We start from the raw sequence: 23,663 nt of genomic DNA, 5'->3' as shown, positions 1-23,663 counted from the left end.
CACGAAATGGGCGTTGTGTGGGGGATGAAACAAAGCCCCGTGAGAGAAGGGGCTTACATTGAGCAATGTCGAAATGAATGTAATAAATTATTTTTTAGCGTTTATTTTTAAAAATGAATTGTAGAGCTCAAGTATTTTTTTAAAAATATCTTCAGCGGACTCTTCCCACTTAGATTCCATTTTTTCTTCAGGCTCTACATATTTTATAAAAGGAGCTATAACATATTGCGGTTTACATGCTTCAACGTATTTAGTCGTTTGCCCACTGGTTCTTGATGTACAAATAATGATATGACATTTTTCGTCAACAAAAAATGGAAGGCTGTCTCGAAGACGGTGATGCTTTTTGGTTGGTGCAACAGGGTCACCTTGACTTTCGAAAGCTATTTTAAAATCACCTATTTCAATCAAAAGTTTTATATCGGAGGTCGCTTTTTTGCTTAAATAATTGGTGACTTTAATTTCGCCTTTAAAATCGGATAATAGTTTATGATAAACATTTGTTACTATTTTATGGTAAACCAATTTTATAGTTGTGGTTTTACCTGAGTTACTCGGGCCTTTTAAAACTAAAACATGTGGTTGAAACATTGGGCTTCCTAAAATTAAAATATAACAGCTTAATACTACTACAGTTAATTAACAATTAAGCTATCTCATATCTCATTCTGGCTTTTCAGGCCAATTAATATTTGGTGCTATCGAAGTATCAACACGATTTATCAAAACACGGTAATTTTTCCATTTTTTTAACTGCCCCCGCTCTTCATCTGTCGCAATACCAAGATCAACGGCATCTTGCAAAGGTGCTATTGCTGCGGTAGCCTCAGTTAATAGCGCCTGTTTTTGATATTCGGCTTCGGCGATTAATTCCGTTTGCGTGGGTTCAGGTGCTTCAATCCAAACAGGCAAACCTTTCTCATTTGTTGCTCTTACTTTGCCTGAATTGACTCTGGTAAACTCTTCAAAAACAGCATTCTCAACAAGCATAGCATCGGATGGAAATGTACTGGCATCAATATAATCTTGCTCCAGCGAAACGGGATAAAATGCGTTTGTTGATGCACTGTAGTAATAATTTTTTTCTGTCATTTTAATACCCCACAGCAAAGTAAAAACCAGTGTTATTTCCGTATTCAAAAGTAGCTTCAAACCTCGTTTTGTCCCAAAATCCGATTCTTTGTGATGACAACGTGCCTGATGTTGGTGACATAACTAGCGAAGTAATTGCATTTGGAAATGCAATTGGAAATGTATTTTTAACTGCAGTGATCCGTCCCCATTGAAAAATAAGCCCCGTATCTGCACACTTCCACCATCCGTTAGCAGCTTTACTGGCTGTATCTTTCCCGCCTTTAGCATTCACTTTTGCGTCAGTTTCCGCTTTGGTATACGCCCCCACATCCCCTGCATTCAGCGAGATATCTGCACTTAATGGTTTATTGTTTACCTTGCGCCCGCTTGGTACTCGGCCATTGGCATTGTTATTCGCATTGGTTGCTGCAGTATTCGCTGCGTTAGCGGTAGCTTGTGCATCTGTACCCGCTTTTTTCGCATCGGCGATTTTAGTGTCGGTTTCTGCTTTAGTATAAGCGCCAACATCACCAGCACTTAAAGTGATATCAGTGCTCAACGGCTTATTGTTTACTTTACGCGTGCTAGGTACTCGCCCATTGGCATTCATATTTGCATCCGTACCGGCTTTTTTCGCATCCGCGACTTTAGTGTCCGTTTCTGCTTTGGTATACGCCCCCACATCACCAGCACTTAAAGTGATATCAGCGCTCAACGGCTTATTATTTACTTTTCGAGTGTTAGGCACACGCCCATTGGCATTCGTATTTGCATCGGTACCGGCCTTTTTAGCGTCGGCGACTTTGGTGTCTGTTTCGGTTTTAGTGTATGCATTAACTTCACCCGCACTTAGCGTAATATCGGTACTCAACGGCTTATTATTGACCTTGCGAGTGCTTGGTACTCGGCCATTAGCATTGTTATTTGCATTAGTTGCTGCTGTATTGGCCGCATTCGCTGAATTTTGTGCATTAACAGCCCGTTGGTTAATTTCTGTGGCCAACTTGGGTGTGACCGCTTTAGTATTATCCTCGCTGAGTGTATCAGCCAGTAGCACAAAACCTTTGGCGCTCGTCGTTGCATCGGGGTGATTACGGCTTTTAACGTGAGCCTCAATCGCTGTTTTTACTGAGTCATCCACATAGCCGCGCGTTGCAAGCACAATTGCGGGGTCAACTTTCAAAGTAACCGCTTCGGTATGGCTAACAATCAAAATCATTCTAATGGTTTGTGTGCGACCTGAGCCCTCGGCTAGCAGGGGCTTATAGGTTTCAGGGCAATTCGCCACGGCCACCAATAACCCCGATTTATCAAACAAACCGATTTCCCGTATCCACCAACCGCCCTCATTTTCGGGGATCACCTGTTCCGCAATAACTTGATTGGTATTCACTGAGTCAATAAATAACGTATTAATTGCTGCTCGGCGCTTTTCATTGACTAATTTAGTCTGTTTGGTATCGGGTGCGGGCAAGGTGCCGCCGCCGTCACCAACCGCCATGTGTGTTAATTCAATTTTCGTGCCGAGGGCAGTCGCCTCTGCGAGCACTTTCTCACCGTAAGTGGTAAGCAATGCAAAATATTTCATTGGAGAGTCACCCTCATTTCATCAATAACGTGTACCGCTGCCCCTGTGGAAAGCGTGCCGCCTGAGCTGATCACATCTGGCGTGTATGGGTAAACAGTTAATTCATCACCGCTATAACTGGTTGCTGCGCAATAGATTTGGCCTTTGGTTTCTAGTTGAATTGTGAGCCCAACTAAATGACGGCTTGCCGGCTTCGCATCAAAAATCAATGCTTCTAACTCTTGATACATTTCCTCGGTTATACCGGTTTCAAGCACACCAATATCAAGGCGAAACGTGCCGGCGGTTTCGTTGGTTTTCCACCACTCAATCACGCGAATTAAATAGCCCAATGGCTCAACTACGCGGCGCAAGGCACCTATCGTGCCCTTGTGCTTATGAATAAACATCGCGGCTTTCACGGCATCCCGTTTGGCTTTTTCCGTCCAGTTTTTATCCCATCGGTCAACACTGAACGCCCACGCCAAATACGGCAGCAAATGCAGGGGGCATTTATCAGGGTTCCAAAGTTCACGAATAGGAATAGGTACGCGCTCAATCTGGGCTAATGATTCAGCCGCTGCGAGCTCTAACGGTGATGAGCCGACAGGCAATAACCGGCTATTCATCCGAGCCCCCTAGTGCCACGTTAATTTGTGTGCAGAAGCTGGCCTGTGTTTTATCCAATTTGATATCTGCAACCGGCTTTTTCAGCTCCACACGTTGCACGCCTTGCACATGCAACGCGGCATAAATAGCACTGAGCACAATGTCACGTCCTAAGCGATGTTGCTGTGTCGCATAACGTTTCACTTGTTCTTCTGCCGCCGCCATAATCGGTTCGTATTCAGGTGATGGATAACAGTAAATCACCGCGTCGATTTCATAGTTAACGATGGTTGCCGATTGCACAGTCACACGATCAGCAACCGGCCTAACATCTTCATCGTTTAACGCCATATCGACTTTCTCAATTAAATCAGCCGGTGCGCTCCCGTTCCCCTCACGAGATAAAACAGTGACCGTGACATGAGCCGGTAGCGGACTAATTACCGAGGCATCAGAAACCCGACCATCGGCAGAGCGTGCATGATATTCATAACTGCCAATAGGGCCAGCTACGCTTAACGCTTCGAAAGCGGCCGGTATACGCATACGTAAATTGGAATCCGACTCATACACCGGCGCAATGGGTGGAATGGCGCTTTCATCACCCTCCGAAAGTATCAAGCGTTTCACGTTGTTATTGGCCGCGAGTTGGTCAAGGTCGGCACCAGTGGCAAAGGCCACCATACTTGCGCGAGCCGCTTCATTGATGCGCTGACGTAAAATTAATTCTCTATAGCAGCTTTCTTGCAATAATTTGGTGAGCGGTTCGGATTCTAATTCCAAAGTACGGGCGATAGCTTCCCGCTGTTCCGATGGCATAGCATTAATTAGCGTGTTTTTTCGCTCAGCAAATAGCACCTCAACATCTAATAGCTCGACCACATCCGGTGCTGGCAATAAACTTAAATCAATACTGGCTGCCATGGTTACCTCACATTAACCGAAAAATTAAGGGGCTGGTTGGTGTCTTGGTTTGTGGCTTCAATATCAATCACCATCTGCGCGGTCTCGGTGCTGCTTAAATTAATACGCGTTAACAAAATGCGCGGCTCCCACTTTATGAGCGCGGTATAACAGGCTGACATCAGTTGTAATTTCAGGGCTGGATTTTGGGGTTGGTCAATAAGTTCTGATAATAGCGAGCCATAATTTCGCCGTGCGATGCGCGAGCCGATAGGGGTGATTAGAATATCGCGTACGGATTGGCGTATATGCTCAATATCGGAAATGATTTTTCCATCCATTCGATTCATGCCGCAATATCTCATTGAGGACCATCCGTGCGACTTCCGCCACGCTCAACACCACCATGATCGTGATCATCCAGAACAACCCCATTTGATGAAAACGTCCCATTTTTATGAACAATATCTCCCGTCATTTCGCCGCCCTCGGTGACATTGAGTGTGGCGCAGGTCAGGTTTTGTGAGCAAATCACCGTTGGAGTGGTGAGGTTAATTTGCTTGCTCGCATTGACGATAACCACTTTTGTGGTGGCGTTGATTTGCTCACTGGCCTCAATCGTAGCCGTTTTAATCCCTGTTGCGATTAATGCACCAGTGGCGGGTTCATATTCAATGATTGCCCCATCTGAATAGGTTCGGTGGTCTGCTGTGAGTGAACTGGTCGGCTCGGCATGTTCATTGGAAAAGATACCGGTTAGCACAAATGCCGTGGTAAGTTCGCCGCCTAAAGCAAGGATAAGAACTTGCTCACCCACGCTAGGTGCATTCATGGTGCGAGTATTACCAGCACGCAAGGTGATCCAATTTAGCCAGTCGGTTTCTAGTTCACCAGTTTTAACACGACATCCTTTTTGTGCATCAACATTAGTCACAGTGCCTGTGCGGATCAGGTTTTTGATTAGGCGACGAATCTCGGCAGACATAGTTTATTTACTCGCTGCCTTGACTGCCGACAAAAGCACACCGCGAGCCAACCCCTGCCAAAAACACCAAAATACAAAGAATGGCACGACAACCCACTGACTTGTTATGAATAGGATAATCACACCGATCGCTGTCAATAAAATCACCGTTCGATAAATCCATTCATCAAGCGGTATGAGAAGCTTTTCGAAGCCCTCAAAGGTATATTCATAATCTTTATTGGATAAAAAAGGCGTGAGAGTAAAAAATAATTTAAAGCCGTGAAGTGAAATGTACGTATTGATGATCACCACAGAAATATAGTTACCTACGCCCGTATCAAAAAAGATAACCAGTGAGTAAATAATGATAAATAGAGTAGGAATTAGCGGAATGTATTTGCGCATGGCAACCTCAAAAAAATGATTTTCTTAAGCGTGCCATTGATAGTGTATTGATTGCAGCTACTGCCTTTTGTGCAGTCGGTGATACACATTATCGAGAGAGGAAATCAATAATCTGACTTTCAATATGCCTGATTTCTTGCGGAGTGAGCCCTAACAACTGGCGTGATGGATAGGTTATTTTTGCATTACCAATACGCTCTGTTAAACCGAATTGGTGTACACCGGCAATATTTGCCGCTGAAGGTAAAAAATAAATAGCGGCTTCTTTATCGCTATTATAGGCGCGTAAAAAACGGGCGGTGGCCAGTTTTTTAAACATGCGGGTTTGCTTGGTTTTGCGCTCTGTACTGATTTTATCTTTCTTGATGCTGATATAGCGCTGAATATCTGATTTACGAAATGAGCGCTGCGCTTTTTTATTCGCGTCTTGGCCAGTGATTGTTTTGCTATTACCACGCCAATTCCGTAAGGTACGTTTTTGGCCATGCCACATAAATTGGATTTCACGTTGTACCGTGATGAAATTCGCTTTACGTTTGGTATATGGGCTGCCATCCGGATTTTTTTGTTGTGAAATGCGCTTAATTTGAGAACGGCGTAAATCGCGAGTGATTTCTTTGGCGAGCTGCCGGCGCTGGCCTTGCGACATGCGATTTAATAAATGCGTTAATTCACTGTCAAGTTGACGCAAAGTATCATCATTCATTGTGTGGTGCGCCATTCATCAAAAGGGTTTGCAGGCTCAGGGGTGGCCTCAATCACATATTTTCCTTCTTTATCAATCGCTAATACGCGCTCAGTGAGATTTAAATCAATACTAATGTGGGCGGTTTTATTATCTAAAATCACCGCTTCAAATCTAAAATCTTGTTGCCGCTTAGCAGGGTTCGCCGAAATATCAGACTGATTTTTTCTTAGCCAGTCATTGACTACGGCAATTAAGACATTCTGATCACCTGAATAACGTTCAATAATGATATTGGCGGTGTATTCATATTCAAAACTGGGCGTTTCTTCCAAGGTGGAAATAATCCGCCCATTTTCAACAAATAAATACAGGTTTTCAGGGTTATCTTTGAGAAACGGAATTTTACTGTCTAAGTACGCCCGTAAGCTAGTGAGTTTTTTCACCGTTCCGCTCCTCATCAAATAATTCGATCGCACCCAATTGAATATTGGTGGTTTCTAAGGCCGCGAGTAAAGGGTCAACCATCAAAGCCAAATCGCAATAAGTTAGAACCCGTCCGGTAGCGGTGGGGGTACTTGCTGGGTTAGTGTTTTCGGAATGGGAACGCATTGCGTTTGCACGGATACGGTAGGCGTTGTCGAGCACCCGATCAGCAAGATACTTAGGCACAGGTAAATCACACGTTGGCTCGTTTTTAAGAAGGGTTTTATATTCAATTTTTCTTTCCTCGGCGGCGGCACGTTGAATAATACCGCGACGATAGGCATCACCCGCGATTTGATTTGCACGGTGAAAACTTAATGATTGCTCAGAGATCAGCGCGGATTTTTTATCAACGTCTAACGAAAGTTGTTGGTTTTCTGCCGTGAGTATGCCGACTCGTTCATTAAGCCGATCTATTTTTTCGAGACCTTGCCAGCCGGCGAATATGACACCGGCGACAAGGAATAATGCGAAAGCGATTACCCACTTTTTCATATTAAACATAAGCTTTTCGTCTCGCATTATTGGGTTCAAACATCACAACATCGCCCACCCTTTTTCAAACTGCTCATCACTGTATGGCTGCTGACCGTTTTCAACATGAACTATCGCTTTAGCGATTTTGAATGCCGTTTCTTTGTCATAAACATCAAGGCAATCATGACGACCAAAGCCCGTTTCTTTACAGACACGATTAATATAACCCTCTGTATTATTACGGTCTTTTGCCGGCGCCCAACGTTCAATAATTTCTTCCACCGTATCAATTTTGCCGCAACCAACCCCTTGTTTTCCTGCATAGGTTGAATAGGTTCGCAAAAGCTTGAATAATGCGCGAATACCGTATTCAGGTTTCTCAAAACGGCTATGACGGGGCTCAATGCTAGGGTCAAAGGCCAGCTCCCCTCGCCATGGGTTTCTCGGGTTATAATCAATATTGCCCGGATTATTGTTGCGTATGCCGCGTGGTACGTTAGACATGTTTTCCTCCAGTAAAGCGTGACCATAAATAGGAAAGTCCGATACTTCCCATCGCACCAAATACACCGGTGGTGAATAGGGTGATATAAATGCTCTGATTTCCCTCAATACAGAGCAATCCGCCTAACAACCCGACAAAGCCGGAAACGACCATTTGCATAAAAGCCGCAAACCAGCTCCACGGGGCATTATTCGTTTTAACGTCAATGATGTATCTCACAACACCTCCCCACATTGAAATGAAGAGCATTAATAACCACTGTGCGATACCGAAACTGTTCGGATCTTTATCAAACATGTATCAATCCCATAGCTGTATAAGTGGCTGTACCGGCTCTTCGGTAATTTCAGGTAAATCAATCAATAGCCCCGCAGGTAGCACGGCACCATGTTCGGCAAGATTGGGATTAGCTAACAAAACAGCCTCGGTCATGCCTGTCGTTCTGCCGTAAAATCGCCAACATATCCCGTCTATGGTGTCACCTTTTATCGTTCTGATTTTCATATCAATTCAACAATATTGTGTGTCGTTCCCTTGATGCGCTGAATTGCCCAGATAGCATCACGCTGTAAATCATCAATATTCGGCTCTAAGGCATCGGCTTTTTTGCTGCCGTTTGGTGTGGTATCTATATCGCGGTAACGCTCGGTCAAATTGGCTTTGGCGGTGCTGAATACCGCGCGACGATAAAGGTAAACTAGCTCTGATTCACTTATTTCACCGGTGTAAACTTTGCTAGCGGGCACGCTTTCTAACGTTGAATAACACAATGACATTTCGTGGTGCTGGAAGTTGACTAGCTCACGGTTAGTCTCAATCATGGCGTTTGTTAATGCTTCAATAAGCCGTTTCGTTGTGACCGTTCCATCAACTCGCATTGAATCACGAAATGTGCGCGTATTAATCTCTGGGAAAAAACTCCCCACTTTGAGTATCTCGTCGTTTTCGTTTGCTGGTTCGGGTGATACAAAATCCATAAGTCACCTTTAAAATAGGTAGGCGGTGGGCGAGAGTCCGAAAAATAAATTTCTTATCTCGCGCCGCCTTGCGCGTTGGCACGTTCTTTATTCATCAGCCCTGTTTTTTGCTGACAAAAACTTTTCAATATTCTTAATATCCTGCTTAACACCGCAGCGTTCATTAAGCTCAAGAGCACGCATTAATTCACATAAAGCCGGTTGCGGAAAATCATTATCGCGCAAGCTGTAACCGAGCCATTTATGTAGCTCGGCGCGGACTTTATCGGGCATATCTTCATGCTCAATTAATGCCATGGTGCGCTGCAAGATATCCAATGGAATGGGATTTTTTGCGGTATAGGCTTCTTTGGCTCTATCTCCCATTTCTTCGGCAATAGCACAACCGGTTGTGCGGGATTGGCCTGACGGCATGGCGAGCTTGTGTTTTAATGCATACTCCGCAATATCTAGCCCTTGCGCGTACAAACCCGCGTCAAAACTCCACAACATGAGATACATCAAAACATCATCTTGAACGCCTGAATTGCCTTTTAATGTTTCAGTGATCCACGTTTCGTATAGCGGTAAGGCTTTACGTTTGTACGCGGCTTTGCGTTCAAATGATTGGGTTTTACCTAAATCACGCATGTGTTGGCGCAACATCAATTTGACTTGTGTTGCTGCCGAGGGGGCAGCAAGAACGCCATAGGCGCTGACGTTCTTGGCTTCAACCTGCATGCGTTTTCGTTCCCACGGATTCACAGCTTATTCTCCGGTTGGCGCGTCTTTTACTTCGTCCGGCTCAGTAGGCTCCGCCGGTTTTCCAGACGTTAGCTCAATGTTTTCAATCAACGCCACACAGTCGTAATCTTCAACAATGTAATCTTCATTCACTGATTCGTAGTTTTCGATACGGTCACGTTTGGCATTGTCCACCACTTGACGGCGGCGTGATTCGATTTGCCAGTAGATAGATAAATTATCTAATCGTGTGATAAGCATTCCATTTTTCGGGAAATAAGGAACACGTACCGCCGGCAATCCACCGAGGCGTTTTTGGCTGATAATCACATCCGCAGCTAACGCCTCGGTATTGGCTTGATCACGATTGACGATAGGGAAATATTTATCGGCTAAAAGTGAGCGGCCACAGATAACGACTAAATCGGTATCATCGGCGTACACTTCGGAAATCGCGTGGTCAACGGCTTGCATAACCAGTGCATCAAGGTTTTCATACTCTTCGCCTTTACCCACTTTAATAGGTTCAGGGGTGATTTTGTTAGTGTCTTTATCGGTTGAAGAACCTAAAACATGTTCAGGGGCTTCAAGGCGAATTTTATGTAACCAACCGATATTCACGTCTTGCAGGAGTTTATTGACTTCGCGGTTTGAGGTTGCAGCACGATGTGTCCCGTTAAAGCCAATCATGATACGGTCAAGGGCTTGACGCTGAATAATGGCATCGCGGATACGGCGCTGGAAATCTTCAAACATCGCCCACATGTCCAGTTTTTCATAACGAATAGCGGTATCGAAGTTTGTTTGACGGCAGTGATAACCTTGTTTGGCCAATTGAGTTGGGTCAGTCGGTTCGCGGTCTTGTTTGGTGGTGTCCGTCGTGCCGGCAACCGTTGAGCCAATGCCGAGGCCGATTTTTTCGCCCACTTGGTCTTTGACTGGCATAATATTAATTTTGGTCAGAAAGACGGCGCTTAACTGAATTTTGCTTTCCAGTTTTTGGGCTGCCGAAGGCTCAATTTCCACTTTTGAATCTGTGAATTCGTGTGGCTGAACACCGTAAATCTCACCAAGGCGGGTCATGTAACCGTTAAATTTAACTTTTGTTTCTTTTCTCATTATTATTCCCGTTTAGCAATCAGTCAGGTTTTCGGTGTTGGTTGTATTTCCACCAAAAGATGTGGGGCGGTGTTGCCCATTATCTTGTTGGCTTAAATCTTTTTTGAGTTGGTCCAACTCGCTGCGCAGGGTTTCATTTTCTTGCTTGATACCCGATAGCGCTTTAACTTGTGTTTCAAGCTGAGTCAGCTTTTGTGCAGTTTCGGTTTGCTCTTCCGCGCAAAGCTCTACCGCTTGGTGAATGTCATTGAGTTCAACATCATGGCGCTGACGTTCACGACTGAATTTCGCCATGATGCGATCTTTCAAGCTGGGTTTTTCTGGTTTGTTTTCTTCTTCGGTAAATTCAATTACCGTTTCTTTCGCCGCCGTAAAGACGTTATCTTTATCTTGCTTGCGTTCTGAGAAAGTGGCGGTTTTATCTGCACCCGCGCTAAATTCCAACATGCTCGTGCCAAGGCTGGCAGGGTTATCCGTGACGGCTACGCCCACCAAGTAAGCACCGTTCATATCAGAGAAATTTGGATTGATTTCAACAGACGTGTAAACTTTCTGACGTTTTTTATTCATTTCGACCAACTCAGGTGTTGGTGTTAACACGCCATATAGTGCTAGCTTTCCTGCTAATGCTCCCTCGCTGATTTCCTCGGTATAGACCGACTCAACATCACCGAAGCGCGGCATAAAAGAATAATTCCAATGCTCCATATTGATGCGGGCACCATAAACATTTTTATCGTAATTTTTGGCGATTTCCGTCAACCATTGGCGTTGTACTTTGCGCCCGTCGGTTGTGGCTCCCTCAACACAAAGGCGCACCGGTTTAGATTTTTTTGTCATTGCTCAGGCTCCGGCAATTAAATTTCGTACGTAGATAAATTTCATGCGTAAATAAAAAAATAATGAGCCTATGTTTTCAGGGATGAGGGCTAAGAAACAATGCTTTGCCATTGTGTGGAGAATGGCACAATGGCAGCTCGGGGCGATTGGTCGTCTGAGCCAGTAATCTGGCGACATGAAAACATTACACGATTTTGACCCAAGAAAACGCGCGATGCACCTGTATTTTAACGGGTACCGAATTGCGCGTATTGCTGAAATCCTCAAAGAAAAAGCTGCCACTATCCACAGCTGGAAACGGCGCGACAAATGGGATGAGATTACCCCCGTTGAGCGCGTGGAAATGACGCTGGAAATGCGACTTTGTACGCTAATTAGCAAAGAAAATAAAGAGGGTAAAGACTTTAAAGAAATTGACTTACTTTATCGCCAAGTAGAGCGGCATGCCAAAATTCACAAGTACCAAAACGGCGGCAATGAGGTTGATTTGAACCCGAAACTGGCCAATCGCAATAAAGGTGAACGCCGCGCCCCTGAGAAGAATTTATTTAGCGAAGAGCAGATTGAAAAGCTGGAAGAAATCTTTCGTGAAAATATGTTTGAGTACCAGAAAGCATGGTACGGCGCCGGCCATAAGCACCGAATTCGCAACATCTTAAAATCACGCCAAATCGGGGCAACTTACTTTTTCGCTCGTGAAGCCTTTATGGATGCACTCATTACCGGTCGAAACCAAATATTTTTATCGGCGAGTAAAGCCCAAGCGCACGTATTCAAAGGTTACATTATTGATATGGCGCGAGAGGTTGATGTTGACTTAAAAGGTGATCCGATAGTTTTGCCTAATGGCGCAACACTGTATTTTCTTGGCACCAATGCCCGTACCGCGCAGAGTTACCACGGTAATTTGTATCTTGATGAGTATTTCTGGATACCCAAATTCCAAGAATTACGCAAAGTCGCCTCCGGTATGGCCATGCACAAAAAATGGCGTCAAACCTACTTTTCGACCCCCTCGGCATTGACCCACAGCGCGTATCCGTTCTGGTCTGGAAAGCTCTTTAATCGTGGTCGTCGTAAGGCCGATCACGTTGAGGTCGATATCAGCCATCAAGCGTTAGTGAATGGCATGATGTGTGGGGATGGTCAGTGGCGGCAAATCGTCACCATTGAAGATGCCATGCGGGGCGGCTGTAATTTATTTGATATTGACCAGCTCTATTTAGAATATAGCCCTGATGAATTTGAAAACTTGTTGATGTGTGAGTTTGTTGACGATATCGCGTCCATTTTCAACTTGCAGTTAATGCAAAAATGCATGGTAGACAGTTGGGAAATATGGGACGACGTTCAACCATTAATGATACGCCCCTATGCTTTCCATCCCGTTTGGATTGGTTATGACCCAGCCAAAGGTACCCAAAACGGAGATAGTGCCGGCTGTGTAGTGATTGCGCCACCGCTACACAAAGGTGGTAAGTTTCGCATCCTTGAGCATCATCAATGGCGTGGCATGGATTTTCGCGCGCAATCTGACGCGATAAAAGAACTCACCGAACGCTACAACGTGCAATACATCGGAATTGATTCCACAGGTATTGGTCACGGAGTCCTACAAAACGTGCGGGAATTTTTCCCTGCCGCAAAAGAATTTGTCTATAACCCCGCGTTAAAAAATGCCTTAGTCCTTAAGGCCTATGACGTCATTAGCCATGACCGGCTTGAATATGACGCGGGAAGCAATGATATCACACAATCATTTATGGCTATTCGCCGCGCCACCACGGCCAGTGGCAACCGCCCAACCTATGAAGCAGACCGCAGTGAAGAGGCCAGCCATGCGGATTTAGCGTGGGCAACCATGCATGCCCTTTATAACGAACCGATCACCGGTGAAAATCACAATCAGCACAATATTGTCGAGGTATTTTAATGAGCCGTAGAAATAAAAAACGCCAATCACAAACGCTAACGCAAAGCGCAGATCACGCCCCCGCAGAGGCGTTTACTTTTGGTAGCCCAATACCCGTGTTAGACAAGCGTGAAATTTTTGATTACCTCGAATGCGTGCAAATTGACAATTATTATGAGCCACCTATCAGTTTTAATGGCCTTGCACGTACGTTCCGTGCAGCGCCACACCACAGCAGTGCGATTTATGTAAAGCGCAATATTCTTACCAGCACATTCATTCCAAATAAATACTTAAGCCGTCAGGCGTTTGATAGTTGGGCGTTAGACTTTTTGCTGTTTGGTAATGGTTATTTAGAATTGCGCGATAACCGACTGGGGCAAGCATTGAACTTTAAGCACACGCCGGCAAAGTTTACCCGCCGAGGTGTTGACTTAGAAACTTACTGGTTTGTGCAATATGGGTACGATATCAAACCGTATGAATTCCAAACCGGTAAAGTATTTCATTTAATTGAGCCGGATATTAACCAAGAGTTATATGGCCTGCCTGAATATCTCGCCGCTATTCCGTCGGTGCTTTTGAATGAGGCAGCAACACTATTTCGCCGCAAGTATTATCTGAATGGTTCGCATGCGGGTTATATCTTGTATATCAGTGATGCAGCACAGAAAACGGATGATGTGGATAAAATCCGCGAAGCCCTGAAAAGCAGCAAAGGGCTGGGAAATTTCCGCAATTTATTTTTGTATGCACCAGGAGGAAAGAAAGACGGTATCCAAACAATTCCACTTTCCGAAGCTGCCGCAAAAGATGAATTCCTTAATATTAAAAATGTAAGTCGTGACGATATGTTAGCGGCACACCGCGTGCCACCACAAATCATGGGGATCATTCCTGAAAATGTCGGTGGCTTTGGGGATGTTGAGAAAGCGGCAAAGGTGTTTGTGCGTAATGAGTTGATGCCGCTACAAAGTAAGATGATGCAGCTTAATGATTGGTTTGGTGGGGAGATTATAAAGTTTGATAAGTACTCGCTGGACTTAGACGACGAATAATATCACGCGTTAATTCAATGATACCGCCCACTGAGGCGGTATTTTTTGCCTGTAGGTAGGTGATTTGGATACCCAAATGATGAAATTGCTACAGTTAAGATGGTTATTTATTAATATCATCGGTATAGCTGATGTTGCCTCCAAATTCTGGATAAAGCCAAGTAAAGAATAGAACTAACCCAATGGCGATAACAATAGTTGAAATTATTAACAAAACTAAAGCCCATGAAGGAGGTAAAATTGTGGCCCAAAATGGCCATAGCATAAATAAAATTCCTAAAACGATGATTGTTAAAATAGTGTTACATGTATTTTCTGACCTTCTCTTTGATGGTGCAAATTCAAATGTTTTTGGATCTATATCGAGTTTAGTAAATACACATTGATTGATTTTTATATCAGGAATTCTCGCAAGTCCTTTAAGAATTGCTTTGAGCATTAATTTTCTTTTTTCTACAGGAGAGAATGGAGAATAGTTAAGCCAGTTCTCGATGGGTAATTTATACTCTTCACTTTCATTTAAGGCGTTTTTATATTGAAAAACAAGATAGTCTGGCCTATATCTACCGCCTGTTTCGATATGAACAACATACCCAGAACAAATATTTTCCCAGCATATTTCAATGTTCATTTTTGGACATGTGGCACAAGAAAAGCGAAATCCGTCATTATCGACAGATAAATAACCAACAGTTTTATTAAATCGTTTTAGTAGAGTAAAAAATGAAACTAATAGTATGATCTCAATAGTGACAAAAAGAAACTTTCCAGAGATAACATTCCATAGAACAAGAGAAGTAAATGCACATATCAAAGTACAAAATAACCATATAAAATAGGTAGGTGTTTGATTACCATGTCCAATGATTGATTCTATAGGAAGTTTTAATTCATCAGGTAATGGATAAGTAATTGTTTCGAAATGGATATAAGGACGGCTATTGTTGCTAATACTATTGTCATTTAGGCTATCAGTACTAAAAATAGTCTTATCGTAGTTATAGTGGTTTCTATTTCTAGGTTTGTTTTTGTTTTTGTTTTTGTTTTTGTTTTTTTTCATTTTCTAAATGGTAAGTTGTTGTAATTAATTCTTTTCAGTGCTTTTAAACGCTAACATAAGTTAAATTTTTTGTCTATAAAGACTAAAGGTGCTCAGGGTTTTGGCTTGATATCTGCAAAAATCGAAAGACATAAATCGTTTAATTAAAATCATTTTTATCGACAAAAATTTATACAACTCCCGCAATTCTTCAGGTGAAATTTCGCCCATTGTTTAAAACAATAAAAGAGGTGAGTAATGTCGCAAAATACTAATCCGGTGCCAAAAATTGGCTTCGTTTTACTCGACTGCCCTAACTTGTATTAGTTCGCCAAGACGAATCCGCAATAAATTATCCTCATCAAATACCGATTTAAACAGCACCACGCGCCACCTCAACGCACGCAAAAATAATTACTATCTACTTATAGAAAATTGAATTTAACGCCGTGACGGCTCGGAAATTTTGCGGACGGATATTTAACAATAAACACCTCGCCGCGCAATCGTAGCCCCGCCACGCCTGCCCACTAAATAGGTCGGTTTTCATGCACCTGCAAGAGATCGTCTGAACTGCGCCAGTGGTGGGGCTTAGCGCAGGTAACGATCTTTTTTGTTAATGCAGATTTAGGCGGAAAATTGCGGAATTTCTTACCTATGATTATTTAGCGAAAGTTTTATCTATTCCCATTCAAAGTCAGTATCTTGAGAATTCATGACATTTAACAAATGACTGAGTGTTGTATAACAATTAACTATTTTTGTTACTGTAGGGTCTAAATCTTTGTAAACAACATCCCTTAGATTAAATCTGTCAATTAAATCAATCATTGATAATGAATTTTTTTCATCAAGAAATATGTCTTCAAACCCTTCACTACTAGAAATAGTTTCTTCAATTTCTTTAGATTTTACATCCTCACTGCTAGAAAAAGTCTCTTCAATTACTTTAGATTTTACACCTTCTTGTTCAAAAATTGTATGCTGAATTATTGTAGGAAGTGGATTTAATTTTTCCTTTTTATTATCAATAAATATGTTAATTGAGTTAGAGATGTCATTTAAATTTTGTAATTTTACTAAATAAAATCCTTTTGTTGTTTGAGAAACGGAGTTCTTACCTATGACTTTTTCTTTTTCTTTTATTTCTTTATGTAGTAAGACTGCTATCCTTGCTTCTGGAATGGAAATGTTTATTAGGTTTTCTTTTATTTTTAAACTATCATTGTTGTTATCCGTTAGTCCTATACTTTCAAGTAATGGGATCGCAATATTTTTAATAGTGGATTCTTTATCTTTTTCAAAAAGAAATTCTGTTACAGAAATATATCTTTCTTGAGATAATAATAATTTTTTTAATATAAAATCTTGATATTTTTTCTTTTTTTCATCTGATTCCAATATATATATGGCTGTATGATATTCTAATATACTTCTATGTATAAATGTATATCTATTGTGTCCATCATTTTTTATTAATCCAGTGATTCTAATTAAATCATCAAGGAAGTTATTTTGCTCTAAGTTAGTAGATGAAACTCCAATTTTAGTCAGTGATTTACTAATATTTTCTATGGCTAACCCTTTATCAAATGATAGTTTAGCTAAAGAGAAACAAAGGAAAGAGAATGCAGTAAATACTTTAAACGCATCATCTGTTTGTATATTAAATTTTTTCTCTCGATCATAGTATGATTTTTTTTTGTCATGTCCCTCATATAATATATGGAATATACGACCGTAATAATCGCTGGCAGTAACAGGAATGTAATCTGTTTCTGGGTAACTTGCACAAAATAAGGATACAAGAATAGGTGTAATTAATGACTTCATTAGTCTTGGATTGTTTTTCAATGCAACATTTGATTTTTTAAAATCATCTTCACTCATTCTCTTCTTTATTATTTCTAATACTTGAGTTTCTGAGAGGTTTTTTAGCTTCATATTTTTGACCATGGAACTATTACAAATTGGAGTGTCAGGTCTTGATGTTAAAACAATCGGAGTTTTAATGTTTAATTTTAAATATTCTAGTTCATTAAATATACTTTTACTAAATGTTGATTCAATTTCATCAAATCCATCTAGTAACAAAAGAAGACGGCCACTAGATAAAGCTGATTCTACACCTTCTTTATCTGCATTTAATCCTGCTATTTTTAAAATATTAACAATTTCATCTATAATACTGCTTTCTTTTTCTATTTTTCTTAACTCTATGAATATTGGTAATTTAAATTTAAATCTAATACACTCGATTAAAATTTTTCTTAATAGCGTGCTTTTCCCTTGGCCGGCTATTCCTTCTAAACATATTATATTTCCATTGCTCTCATGTAGTATATCAATAATTGAATTTAATTTCCCGTCTTCATCTTTAATATCTGACTCGATAAAAACATCCTCAATGAAAATGTTTTTTTGTTTACCATCAATAGTTTTGAAATACAAATTTTCCATTATATGACATTTTATGAAATTATTATAGATACTGCTATTATCTTTAATTTCTTTTATTAATCTATTCCCTTTTTTTGACTTATGGTTCCATTTGTCTTTAAGAATATTTACCATTAATTCCGCAAACTCACCAGTAACCTTCTCGGTAACTTTATCAGCAGCCTTACCAATCAATCCGATTGCTAAATTTTCTATAACCATGACACTATAACTCCCGAATAATATTTATTATACGATAGTACCAATCTATACTATAAAACATCAATATGTTAGCCATTAAAATATTTGACTTAAAATTATCGACTGTCATATAAAATTTGTATTAGGCTACATTCTCCAGCATTCTTTTCCACAAATGCGAAACCGTATTCCTTAATGTTGCATACTTCACCTGAGCCGTGCTCAGGCTCGTAAAATTGCACATCTGATAGATTGGATGTGATCCGCGATCTACAGTTATTGACAGGACTCCGAGTCGCTCCGCTGTCGCTCTTTAAAAGATTAAAATCAACGTCAACGGCGCTTTTCTTGACGATTTGATATTTTCTTTCACGGGTTTTAAGTACTGGAGCATCGGTTTTGAGTTGATGGTAAACACCCACAACCTTTTGAACTTCTTCACCATAAACATTCACGTCACTGACTTCACGGGCAACACGGATGGTTTCTTCTCTTCGGCGAATACATGGGCCACCTTGTGACATGATGTATTCATCAAATTTGCCTTGGTCTGCGGCAGCTCTAACACGCTCAGCAACATCACCAAGCTTGTCAGCAATAGATACACCACGAGGCAATCGGCGGCATTCACGGTACGCGCCTTTAGAGGGAAGCTTATAGAATTGAAATTGTGGAATGCGCCACGTTGACGCCCACGCGGTCACTGCTGCCGCCATGCTTTTTAAATCTTTGCCTGTTTCGTGGTCTACTTCACCATCAAGGGCATACCCATCGATATTTTTTGCAATATATTTCGCGATGTAACCTACGGCACCGCCACGGTTCATATGTTTACACTCAAATCGGTATTTTTGTGCGCCAGCTTCGTTACCATCTTCTTTCAGCGCACGTTTACGCATAATATCAATGGCTTTTGCACGGCTGGCTTTATCCACAAAAAGCAGCATATGCCAGTGGGGAGTGCCGTCATGGTGCGGCTCAACAACACGAACACCGTAAATATTGATATTGTTATCATTGAAAGCGGAACGAATGCGCGACCACACTTTGACTAAATAACGCTGCCCGTCTTTTGGGGTGTAAGCCTCATCTTTCCATTTATGATTGAGCACAGCGTGCAAATCGCTTTTATTTTTACCTTTGCGTTGCTTTGTCGGGTGGTACTTTGACGGACACGTTAACGTGATAAACATCGCGATATCGCCACGCTCTTTCGCTACGCGCTCAATTCCTGCAATTTGCGCCATTAATTCCATGCGGCGAATTTCAGGGTTTGACACACTCGCCATGACTTTTTCAAACAGATCAAAACGCTCACCCGTTTCAACATCTTGAATATCCATGCCCTGCAAATATTGCATGTTGGATAAACGCTGCGCTTGAACGGCGCGGATCGCTTGCTTGCTGGCGTATGGGTGACGATTAATGCACACGTCCATATTGGCAATCATGATTGCCTCAATCCATTGTGTTCTATGGGCTTTTAGCTTGCGATGCCAATAATCTGCATTTACAAGGCGGGAAACAGCCGCAATCACTTGGCGCGTAGTTAAATCCTGTTTTACTCTGCGGCGGTTACGGTTTTTTAAGACTTTGAGATAGCTTTGATAATAAAGCGGGGCAACATGTAAATCACAAGACAATTCAGCCAGCGCTCCGTAAATTTGGGTCTGTGCCGAATCTTCATAGATAATTTCGCGGTCACCGCCGTTTTGCTCAGTTAACTGATCGCAATAGGCTTCATACAATGTGAAAAAACCACTAGAAATGTGTTCAGCAAGCTTTTTGATTGGCTTGTCATAAAGATCAAACAGGCGGTTAAATTGGCTGATTTCAGGGGTAAAACGAGTTGATAGCGTCAATAGTGCTTTTGTATCCAATTCATATCGCGCATTAACTGCCGTAATTCGCGGAAATATTCGTTTATAAAAATCAGAGCGCAAAAATTCATAGGCTTTATATTCGCCAGACTCTTGAATGATGTACTCATAATGTTTTTGAATGCGATAACGTAAAATACGAGGTAAAGATTCAACCTCACCTAAAATCGCTTGCGCATGAATTTGTTGTTCATGGGTAAGGGATTTTTCAAGCGCATCAATATCAGCTTTGTAATAGTTATTTTCTTTGGGTTTATTCCACGGATATGGAAAAGTCATATCCGCGGTATAAGTCATCGGGAAAATAGAAAAATTCATAGTCTTAGACATTAAGAGCACCGCCTAATGTTTCGGGCCTTAATAAATTAATTGCCGTTTCACAACGGCGTGAAATGATATCAACTGTTTCACGATAAACATCAAGTATCTTGATGCCTTTACCTCTAACACGATTAACGTGATAAGAGGTTAATTCAATCGCAAGCAGCCACGGATCAGAATGGCAACAAACCAATTCATAACAACGAGCGAATTTATTGATTTGCAATAATCGCCATTGAACGACTTTTGAATCTTCGTCAACATGGCGCTGAATAGCAAAAGCTGTCCCGCTAATATAAACACCGTTTTTAGGGTCGAGAGTCATTAATTAACCCCCGCTAAAACAGCAATAATTTCTTTAGCTGGTGTACGCTTTCCTTTTCCTGCGATGCTGCGTGGGGCTTCGATTTCATGGATAGTAAAACCGAGGTCAGCGTAAAGCTCTTTTGCTTCTGGTGAGTTGGAAACAGTGATCGGGTTGCCTTGGATATCATTAATATCTTTTAGCACAATCGCTAATGCTTCATGATCAGCATTAGTAAAGCCCGCAGTATGATATTGAGTAAAACTATCGCGCCCTCCCATGTAGGGTGGATCACAATAGATACCGTCATTATCTTCAACTAATGAAAGTGTATCCTGCCACTCAAGACAAACAATACTCGCATCCATCGCCTTATCGTAAAAAGCAAGAATTTCATTTATTGGATAATATGATTTTTTATAGTGCCCATAGGGTACATTAAATTCCCCTCTTGAGTTATAACGACATAACCCATTGAAACAATGACGATTTAAATATAAAAACCGAAATGGATGATTGAAACTATCTTTATTCAAGGCATTAAATAAAATACGTTGAGCTTTATAGTGAAATTCAGTATTTAAACTAGGCCATTCAAGTTCTTTTTTTAAAAAATACTCGGTATCGCTCTGTATCATTAAATACAAATTGATTAAGTCGTCATTAACATCAGCAATTAGGTACTGCTCATAGTCAGTATTCATCATCACGGCGCACGAACCAGCGAATGGCTCAACTAACCGTTTTGCTTTTGGTAAGTGTGGGCGTAGCTGCTCCATAATTCGAACTTTAGAGCCAGCCCATTTGAGAATCGTTTTATTCGCCACGTCACACACTCCGATAATGTTTACTTTTAAGCTCAAAAATCGTTTGGCAGTCAATACAGCGAGTGCAACCCTGTGATGCAATGCGGCGTGCTTCTGAAATAGGCTTGTCACAATCTTCACATTCAAAAGCGGAAACACTGACTAAACGGTTAGTAATGGTTTTTATTTGCTGTTCACGCATAAGCATTTCGTGCTCGCTAGCGCGGTCAATTTCTTTAGACATGATCTAACTCCGCAGCCAGATTTGAAAAATGGATAGATTCACTCACCAATAACTGGTGAATTTGTTCATCATTTAATTTTTCATTGATGAATTTGCACGCAATGGCATCAAGGCGAGAGGAGAATTTATCAAGCATCGTTTTGCGTTCATCTTCACGAATCGCTTTAATACTGATAGCAACAACGGAATAATCATGTTCACCCGTTGCAGGATCAGTACCGATTAATATTGGTTTTATTTCTTTATTTTTCATTATCCAAGCCTCAAATTTAGAATGTAGAAATCCCTGACGCGCTAACGTCATTAATTTGTTTTTTTACCTTAAATAGGCATGGCGATATGTTTAGGTAATAGCGCCGCGAGTGCTTTAACTTGATTTACTGCTGAAATAATGGACTGCTTGTCCTCTTTATTAAATTCATCGAAGCCTAAGTGATGTTGATTGCTTTTTATTTCCGCTAAATAAAAAATCATATTTAGCATCCGTTCATCGCTTAACCTTAAATATTCAATAAAACCAGCTAGCTCTCTATTATCTGGATTTTCCTTATCAGAATGGAATACTGAAGTTCTTAACTTTGCGGCTTGATTTAGTCCATTGACTCGGCTTTCAAAGGTTGCCCCTTGGTTCTGATAAAGCTTGATGTTCGCTTGGTGAGCAATTGCATCAGCTGGCCTTGCGTCTTGCTTTACGTTGTCTAGCAACTGGATTAACTGTTTAGTTTTCACTAATACAGCCGCGGAATTACCCATTACTTTTATCTAATAGAAACTGAGAACAAATATAAGAAGAACAAAACACCACCGACCAATAATATTTTATCCATCAACGATAATTGGCGTTTTTTATTTCGTTTACATTCATTAAATGATGAACTTGTTAATTTATGTTTATGCTGCTGAAATTGTAATTGAGTCATTTTTTTCACCATATAAAGAGTCAATATACTTAGTTGATTGAACCATCGAATCAAACAAACCAAATGAGCATTCATTATGTTGAATATGAAAGCGGGTTACTGGGTTCAATGTTTTAGCGGGTAACATCACAATCAGGAAATTACGATATTTAAAGCTATGGGTTGATATTTGCTCTATACAAGCGCTCATGTTTTCACCTAGCCCTTTAAAGCGTTTTCTACAGATTTTAAATTGTCTGGAACGACATCTAAATCATCCATAAGCTTTTTAGCTCGCTTAAACCAGCTATCTTTCCATCCCATTCGCTCTGCCGCTGGAAGCTTACGAGCAACTTCCCAGCACATTTCTAAATACTCGTTATACATAATCATTAAACGCATATCACTGAACCCCTCACCGTGAATTTGGCGCTCTGTGCGAATAGGTAAACGGCGGCGATCCATTAGCTTTCTAACACTACTTTCTGACTTGCCAGTACGACGACAAAATTCATCAGCGGTGATCGGGTCTGGAATTTTGAACAACAGTTCTAACAATTTCACGTTCATGTGATAATCTTTCTCCTTTGGGGTATTTCTGCAATGAATTACCCCGTTGTGCTAAGTTTAAATCAATTCTGCCTTAAATAGTTGAGAACTGCAATATGAAAATCAGTATTGGAGAGAGATTGCTTTTGATGCGTGAAAGCGAAAGACTCTCAAGTAGACCGGAAGTTGCTGAAATGCTTGGTATTCCTACTAATGCATTGTGGCGTTATGAAACTGGCAAAACTATGCCAGATGTAGACGTGGTCACAAAAATATTAAACCACCCTAGATTTGAAAAATATGCTTTGTGGTTTATTACAGGTAAGACCGCTCCAGAGTCAGGACAAATAGCACCTGCACTTTATGACCCTAAAAATTATGAAACAGACGAGGAAAAACAAGCATGACTTTAAATGAGAAGCTTAACGAAATACTAGATGTAGAAAAGATTAAAATGGCAGTGCCACAAAACATCAACTGGCTTTCTGTGGAAAAATTCTTGAAACACCCGAAGTTAGAAAAATATAGCGTTTGGTTTGCAACTGGAAAAATTATCCCCGAGGCTGGTCAAATATCACCGGCTATCGCACACAGTGGGCTCGCTCCAATAATCTAGTTGTTTTTACGTACAAAAATTGGTTGGAAATATACCAACACTATGTTTTTAATGAAAA

32 protein-coding genes are annotated in these 23,663 nt (G+C 41.3%); 4 read left to right on the top strand and 28 right to left on the bottom strand.

Translation table 11 applies throughout. From position 1 onward, the window contains the following. Positions 1 to 87: 87 nt before the first annotated feature. The 18 genes from PSF28_RS03285 to PSF28_RS03200 form a co-directional block, all read right to left on the bottom strand. Positions 88 to 591 (bottom strand): hypothetical protein, encoded by a 504-nt coding sequence (locus PSF28_RS03285; protein WP_272665075.1) that lies wholly within the window; start codon positions 589 to 591, stop codon positions 88 to 90. Between the two features lie 72 nt (positions 592 to 663). After that, positions 664 to 1,092, bottom strand: a complete 429-nt coding sequence (locus tag PSF28_RS03280; RefSeq protein WP_272684628.1) for a tail fiber assembly protein — start codon at positions 1,090 to 1,092, stop codon at positions 664 to 666. A 1-nt stretch (position 1,093) separates the two neighbouring features. After that, entirely contained in the window at positions 1,094 to 2,662 is a 1,569-nt protein-coding gene (locus PSF28_RS03275; protein WP_272684627.1) for a phage tail protein, read from the bottom strand. Beyond that, on the bottom strand, positions 2,659 to 3,270 hold the full coding sequence (locus PSF28_RS03270) for a phage tail protein I (protein WP_272665078.1): 612 nt from the start codon (positions 3,268 to 3,270) through the stop codon (positions 2,659 to 2,661). The genes PSF28_RS03275 and PSF28_RS03270 overlap by 4 nt, the downstream gene beginning before the upstream one ends. Further along, positions 3,263 to 4,174, bottom strand: a complete 912-nt coding sequence (locus PSF28_RS03265) for a baseplate assembly protein (RefSeq protein ID WP_272684626.1) — start codon at positions 4,172 to 4,174, stop codon at positions 3,263 to 3,265. The genes PSF28_RS03270 and PSF28_RS03265 overlap by 8 nt, the downstream gene beginning before the upstream one ends. Before the next feature lie 2 nt (positions 4,175 to 4,176). Continuing rightward, the gene (locus PSF28_RS03260; protein ID WP_272665080.1) at positions 4,177 to 4,518 is read right to left on the bottom strand and encodes a GPW/gp25 family protein; all 342 of its coding nucleotides are present in this window, start codon (positions 4,516 to 4,518) and stop codon (positions 4,177 to 4,179) included. After that, positions 4,515 to 5,138, bottom strand: a complete 624-nt coding sequence (locus tag PSF28_RS03255) for a phage baseplate assembly protein V (protein ID WP_102140739.1) — start codon at positions 5,136 to 5,138, stop codon at positions 4,515 to 4,517. Before PSF28_RS03255 ends, PSF28_RS03260 begins: the two co-directional genes overlap by 4 nt. Positions 5,139 to 5,141: 3 nt before the next feature. Next, positions 5,142 to 5,525 (bottom strand): hypothetical protein, encoded by a 384-nt coding sequence (locus PSF28_RS03250; protein ID WP_180312220.1) that lies wholly within the window; start codon positions 5,523 to 5,525, stop codon positions 5,142 to 5,144. Positions 5,526 to 5,613: 88 nt separating this feature from the next. Further along, entirely contained in the window at positions 5,614 to 6,231 is a 618-nt protein-coding gene (locus tag PSF28_RS03245) for a phage virion morphogenesis protein (protein ID WP_264403055.1), read from the bottom strand. Next, positions 6,228 to 6,656 carry a phage tail protein gene (locus PSF28_RS03240; RefSeq protein ID WP_272684625.1) on the bottom strand — a complete coding sequence of 143 codons (429 nt, stop codon included), beginning with the start codon at positions 6,654 to 6,656 and terminating at the stop codon, positions 6,228 to 6,230. Before PSF28_RS03240 ends, PSF28_RS03245 begins: the two co-directional genes overlap by 4 nt. Next, positions 6,640 to 7,200 carry a DUF2570 domain-containing protein gene (locus tag PSF28_RS03235; RefSeq protein WP_272684624.1) on the bottom strand — a complete coding sequence of 187 codons (561 nt, stop codon included), beginning with the start codon at positions 7,198 to 7,200 and terminating at the stop codon, positions 6,640 to 6,642. The genes PSF28_RS03240 and PSF28_RS03235 overlap by 17 nt, the downstream gene beginning before the upstream one ends. Positions 7,201 to 7,233: 33 nt before the next feature. Next, positions 7,234 to 7,677, bottom strand: coding sequence for a structural protein (locus PSF28_RS03230; protein WP_116068821.1), 444 nt, complete (start codon positions 7,675 to 7,677; stop codon positions 7,234 to 7,236). Then, on the bottom strand, positions 7,670 to 7,975 hold the full coding sequence (locus PSF28_RS03225) for a phage holin family protein (protein WP_036962068.1): 306 nt from the start codon (positions 7,973 to 7,975) through the stop codon (positions 7,670 to 7,672). The genes PSF28_RS03230 and PSF28_RS03225 overlap by 8 nt, the downstream gene beginning before the upstream one ends. Before the next feature lie 3 nt (positions 7,976 to 7,978). Further along, positions 7,979 to 8,182 carry a tail protein X gene (locus tag PSF28_RS03220; protein WP_129467193.1) on the bottom strand — a complete coding sequence of 68 codons (204 nt, stop codon included), beginning with the start codon at positions 8,180 to 8,182 and terminating at the stop codon, positions 7,979 to 7,981. After that, positions 8,179 to 8,655, bottom strand: a complete 477-nt coding sequence (locus tag PSF28_RS03215; protein ID WP_272684623.1) for a head completion/stabilization protein — start codon at positions 8,653 to 8,655, stop codon at positions 8,179 to 8,181. The genes PSF28_RS03220 and PSF28_RS03215 overlap by 4 nt, the downstream gene beginning before the upstream one ends. Before the next feature lie 87 nt (positions 8,656 to 8,742). Beyond that, positions 8,743 to 9,399 carry a phage terminase small subunit gene (gene gpM, locus PSF28_RS03210; RefSeq protein WP_272684622.1) on the bottom strand — a complete coding sequence of 219 codons (657 nt, stop codon included), beginning with the start codon at positions 9,397 to 9,399 and terminating at the stop codon, positions 8,743 to 8,745. A gap of 3 nt (positions 9,400 to 9,402) precedes the next feature. Beyond that, positions 9,403 to 10,497, bottom strand: a complete 1,095-nt coding sequence (locus tag PSF28_RS03205; protein WP_272684621.1) for a phage major capsid protein, P2 family — start codon at positions 10,495 to 10,497, stop codon at positions 9,403 to 9,405. Positions 10,498 to 10,509: 12 nt separating this feature from the next. Next, complete coding sequence (locus PSF28_RS03200; RefSeq protein WP_272684620.1) at positions 10,510 to 11,337, bottom strand: GPO family capsid scaffolding protein; 828 nt, start codon at positions 11,335 to 11,337, stop codon at positions 10,510 to 10,512. Between the two features lie 175 nt (positions 11,338 to 11,512). Here PSF28_RS03200 and PSF28_RS03195 point away from each other — a divergent pair, with 175 nt between their 5' ends. Both PSF28_RS03195 and PSF28_RS03190 read left to right on the top strand, forming a co-directional pair. After that, complete coding sequence (locus PSF28_RS03195; protein WP_272684619.1) at positions 11,513 to 13,270, top strand: terminase ATPase subunit family protein; 1,758 nt, start codon at positions 11,513 to 11,515, stop codon at positions 13,268 to 13,270. Beyond that, positions 13,270 to 14,307, top strand: a complete 1,038-nt coding sequence (locus PSF28_RS03190; RefSeq protein ID WP_272684618.1) for a phage portal protein — start codon at positions 13,270 to 13,272, stop codon at positions 14,305 to 14,307. The genes PSF28_RS03195 and PSF28_RS03190 overlap by 1 nt, the downstream gene beginning before the upstream one ends. Before the next feature lie 103 nt (positions 14,308 to 14,410). Here PSF28_RS03190 and PSF28_RS03185 read toward each other — a convergent pair whose 3' ends face one another. From PSF28_RS03185 to PSF28_RS03140, 10 genes are all read right to left on the bottom strand, one after another. After that, entirely contained in the window at positions 14,411 to 15,367 is a 957-nt protein-coding gene (locus PSF28_RS03185; RefSeq protein WP_272684617.1) for a hypothetical protein, read from the bottom strand. A gap of 660 nt (positions 15,368 to 16,027) precedes the next feature. Continuing rightward, positions 16,028 to 18,007: an NACHT domain-containing protein gene (locus PSF28_RS03180; RefSeq protein WP_272684616.1), complete on the bottom strand. Its 1,980-nt coding sequence runs from the start codon at positions 18,005 to 18,007 to the stop codon at positions 16,028 to 16,030. 95 nt (positions 18,008 to 18,102) lie between these two features. Further along, complete coding sequence (locus PSF28_RS03175) at positions 18,103 to 20,196, bottom strand: replication endonuclease (protein WP_272684615.1); 2,094 nt, start codon at positions 20,194 to 20,196, stop codon at positions 18,103 to 18,105. Then, positions 20,189 to 20,512: a hypothetical protein gene (locus PSF28_RS03170; protein WP_272684614.1), complete on the bottom strand. Its 324-nt coding sequence runs from the start codon at positions 20,510 to 20,512 to the stop codon at positions 20,189 to 20,191. The genes PSF28_RS03175 and PSF28_RS03170 overlap by 8 nt, the downstream gene beginning before the upstream one ends. Next, positions 20,512 to 21,318, bottom strand: coding sequence for a DNA adenine methylase (locus tag PSF28_RS03165; RefSeq protein ID WP_272684613.1), 807 nt, complete (start codon positions 21,316 to 21,318; stop codon positions 20,512 to 20,514). The genes PSF28_RS03170 and PSF28_RS03165 overlap by 1 nt, the downstream gene beginning before the upstream one ends. 1 nt (position 21,319) lies before the next feature. Then, positions 21,320 to 21,541, bottom strand: coding sequence for a TraR/DksA family transcriptional regulator (locus tag PSF28_RS03160; protein ID WP_048606886.1), 222 nt, complete (start codon positions 21,539 to 21,541; stop codon positions 21,320 to 21,322). Continuing rightward, on the bottom strand, positions 21,534 to 21,794 hold the full coding sequence (locus PSF28_RS03155) for a DUF2732 family protein (protein ID WP_272684612.1): 261 nt from the start codon (positions 21,792 to 21,794) through the stop codon (positions 21,534 to 21,536). The genes PSF28_RS03160 and PSF28_RS03155 overlap by 8 nt, the downstream gene beginning before the upstream one ends. Positions 21,795 to 21,862: 68 nt before the next feature. Continuing rightward, positions 21,863 to 22,294: a DUF5347 family protein gene (locus PSF28_RS03150; RefSeq protein ID WP_272684611.1), complete on the bottom strand. Its 432-nt coding sequence runs from the start codon at positions 22,292 to 22,294 to the stop codon at positions 21,863 to 21,865. Positions 22,295 to 22,432: 138 nt separating this feature from the next. Continuing rightward, on the bottom strand, positions 22,433 to 22,651 hold the full coding sequence (locus PSF28_RS03145) for a hypothetical protein (RefSeq protein WP_272684610.1): 219 nt from the start codon (positions 22,649 to 22,651) through the stop codon (positions 22,433 to 22,435). Between the two features lie 8 nt (positions 22,652 to 22,659). Further along, on the bottom strand, positions 22,660 to 23,010 hold the full coding sequence (locus PSF28_RS03140) for a hypothetical protein (protein WP_272684609.1): 351 nt from the start codon (positions 23,008 to 23,010) through the stop codon (positions 22,660 to 22,662). Positions 23,011 to 23,105: 95 nt separating this feature from the next. Between PSF28_RS03140 and PSF28_RS03135 the strand changes: the two genes are divergently transcribed. Then, the gene (locus PSF28_RS03135; RefSeq protein ID WP_272573331.1) at positions 23,106 to 23,396 is read left to right on the top strand and encodes a helix-turn-helix domain-containing protein; all 291 of its coding nucleotides are present in this window, start codon (positions 23,106 to 23,108) and stop codon (positions 23,394 to 23,396) included. Then, the gene (locus tag PSF28_RS03130) at positions 23,393 to 23,605 is read left to right on the top strand and encodes a hypothetical protein (protein WP_272684608.1); all 213 of its coding nucleotides are present in this window, start codon (positions 23,393 to 23,395) and stop codon (positions 23,603 to 23,605) included. The genes PSF28_RS03135 and PSF28_RS03130 overlap by 4 nt, the downstream gene beginning before the upstream one ends. Positions 23,606 to 23,663 lie beyond the last annotated feature (58 nt).

The sequence above is a fragment of the Providencia sp. PROV130 genome (assembly GCF_028482225.1).
GTDB classification, from domain to species: Bacteria; Pseudomonadota; Gammaproteobacteria; order Enterobacterales; family Enterobacteriaceae; genus Providencia; species Providencia rettgeri.
This window is presented reverse-complemented; position numbering and strand designations above follow the sequence as displayed.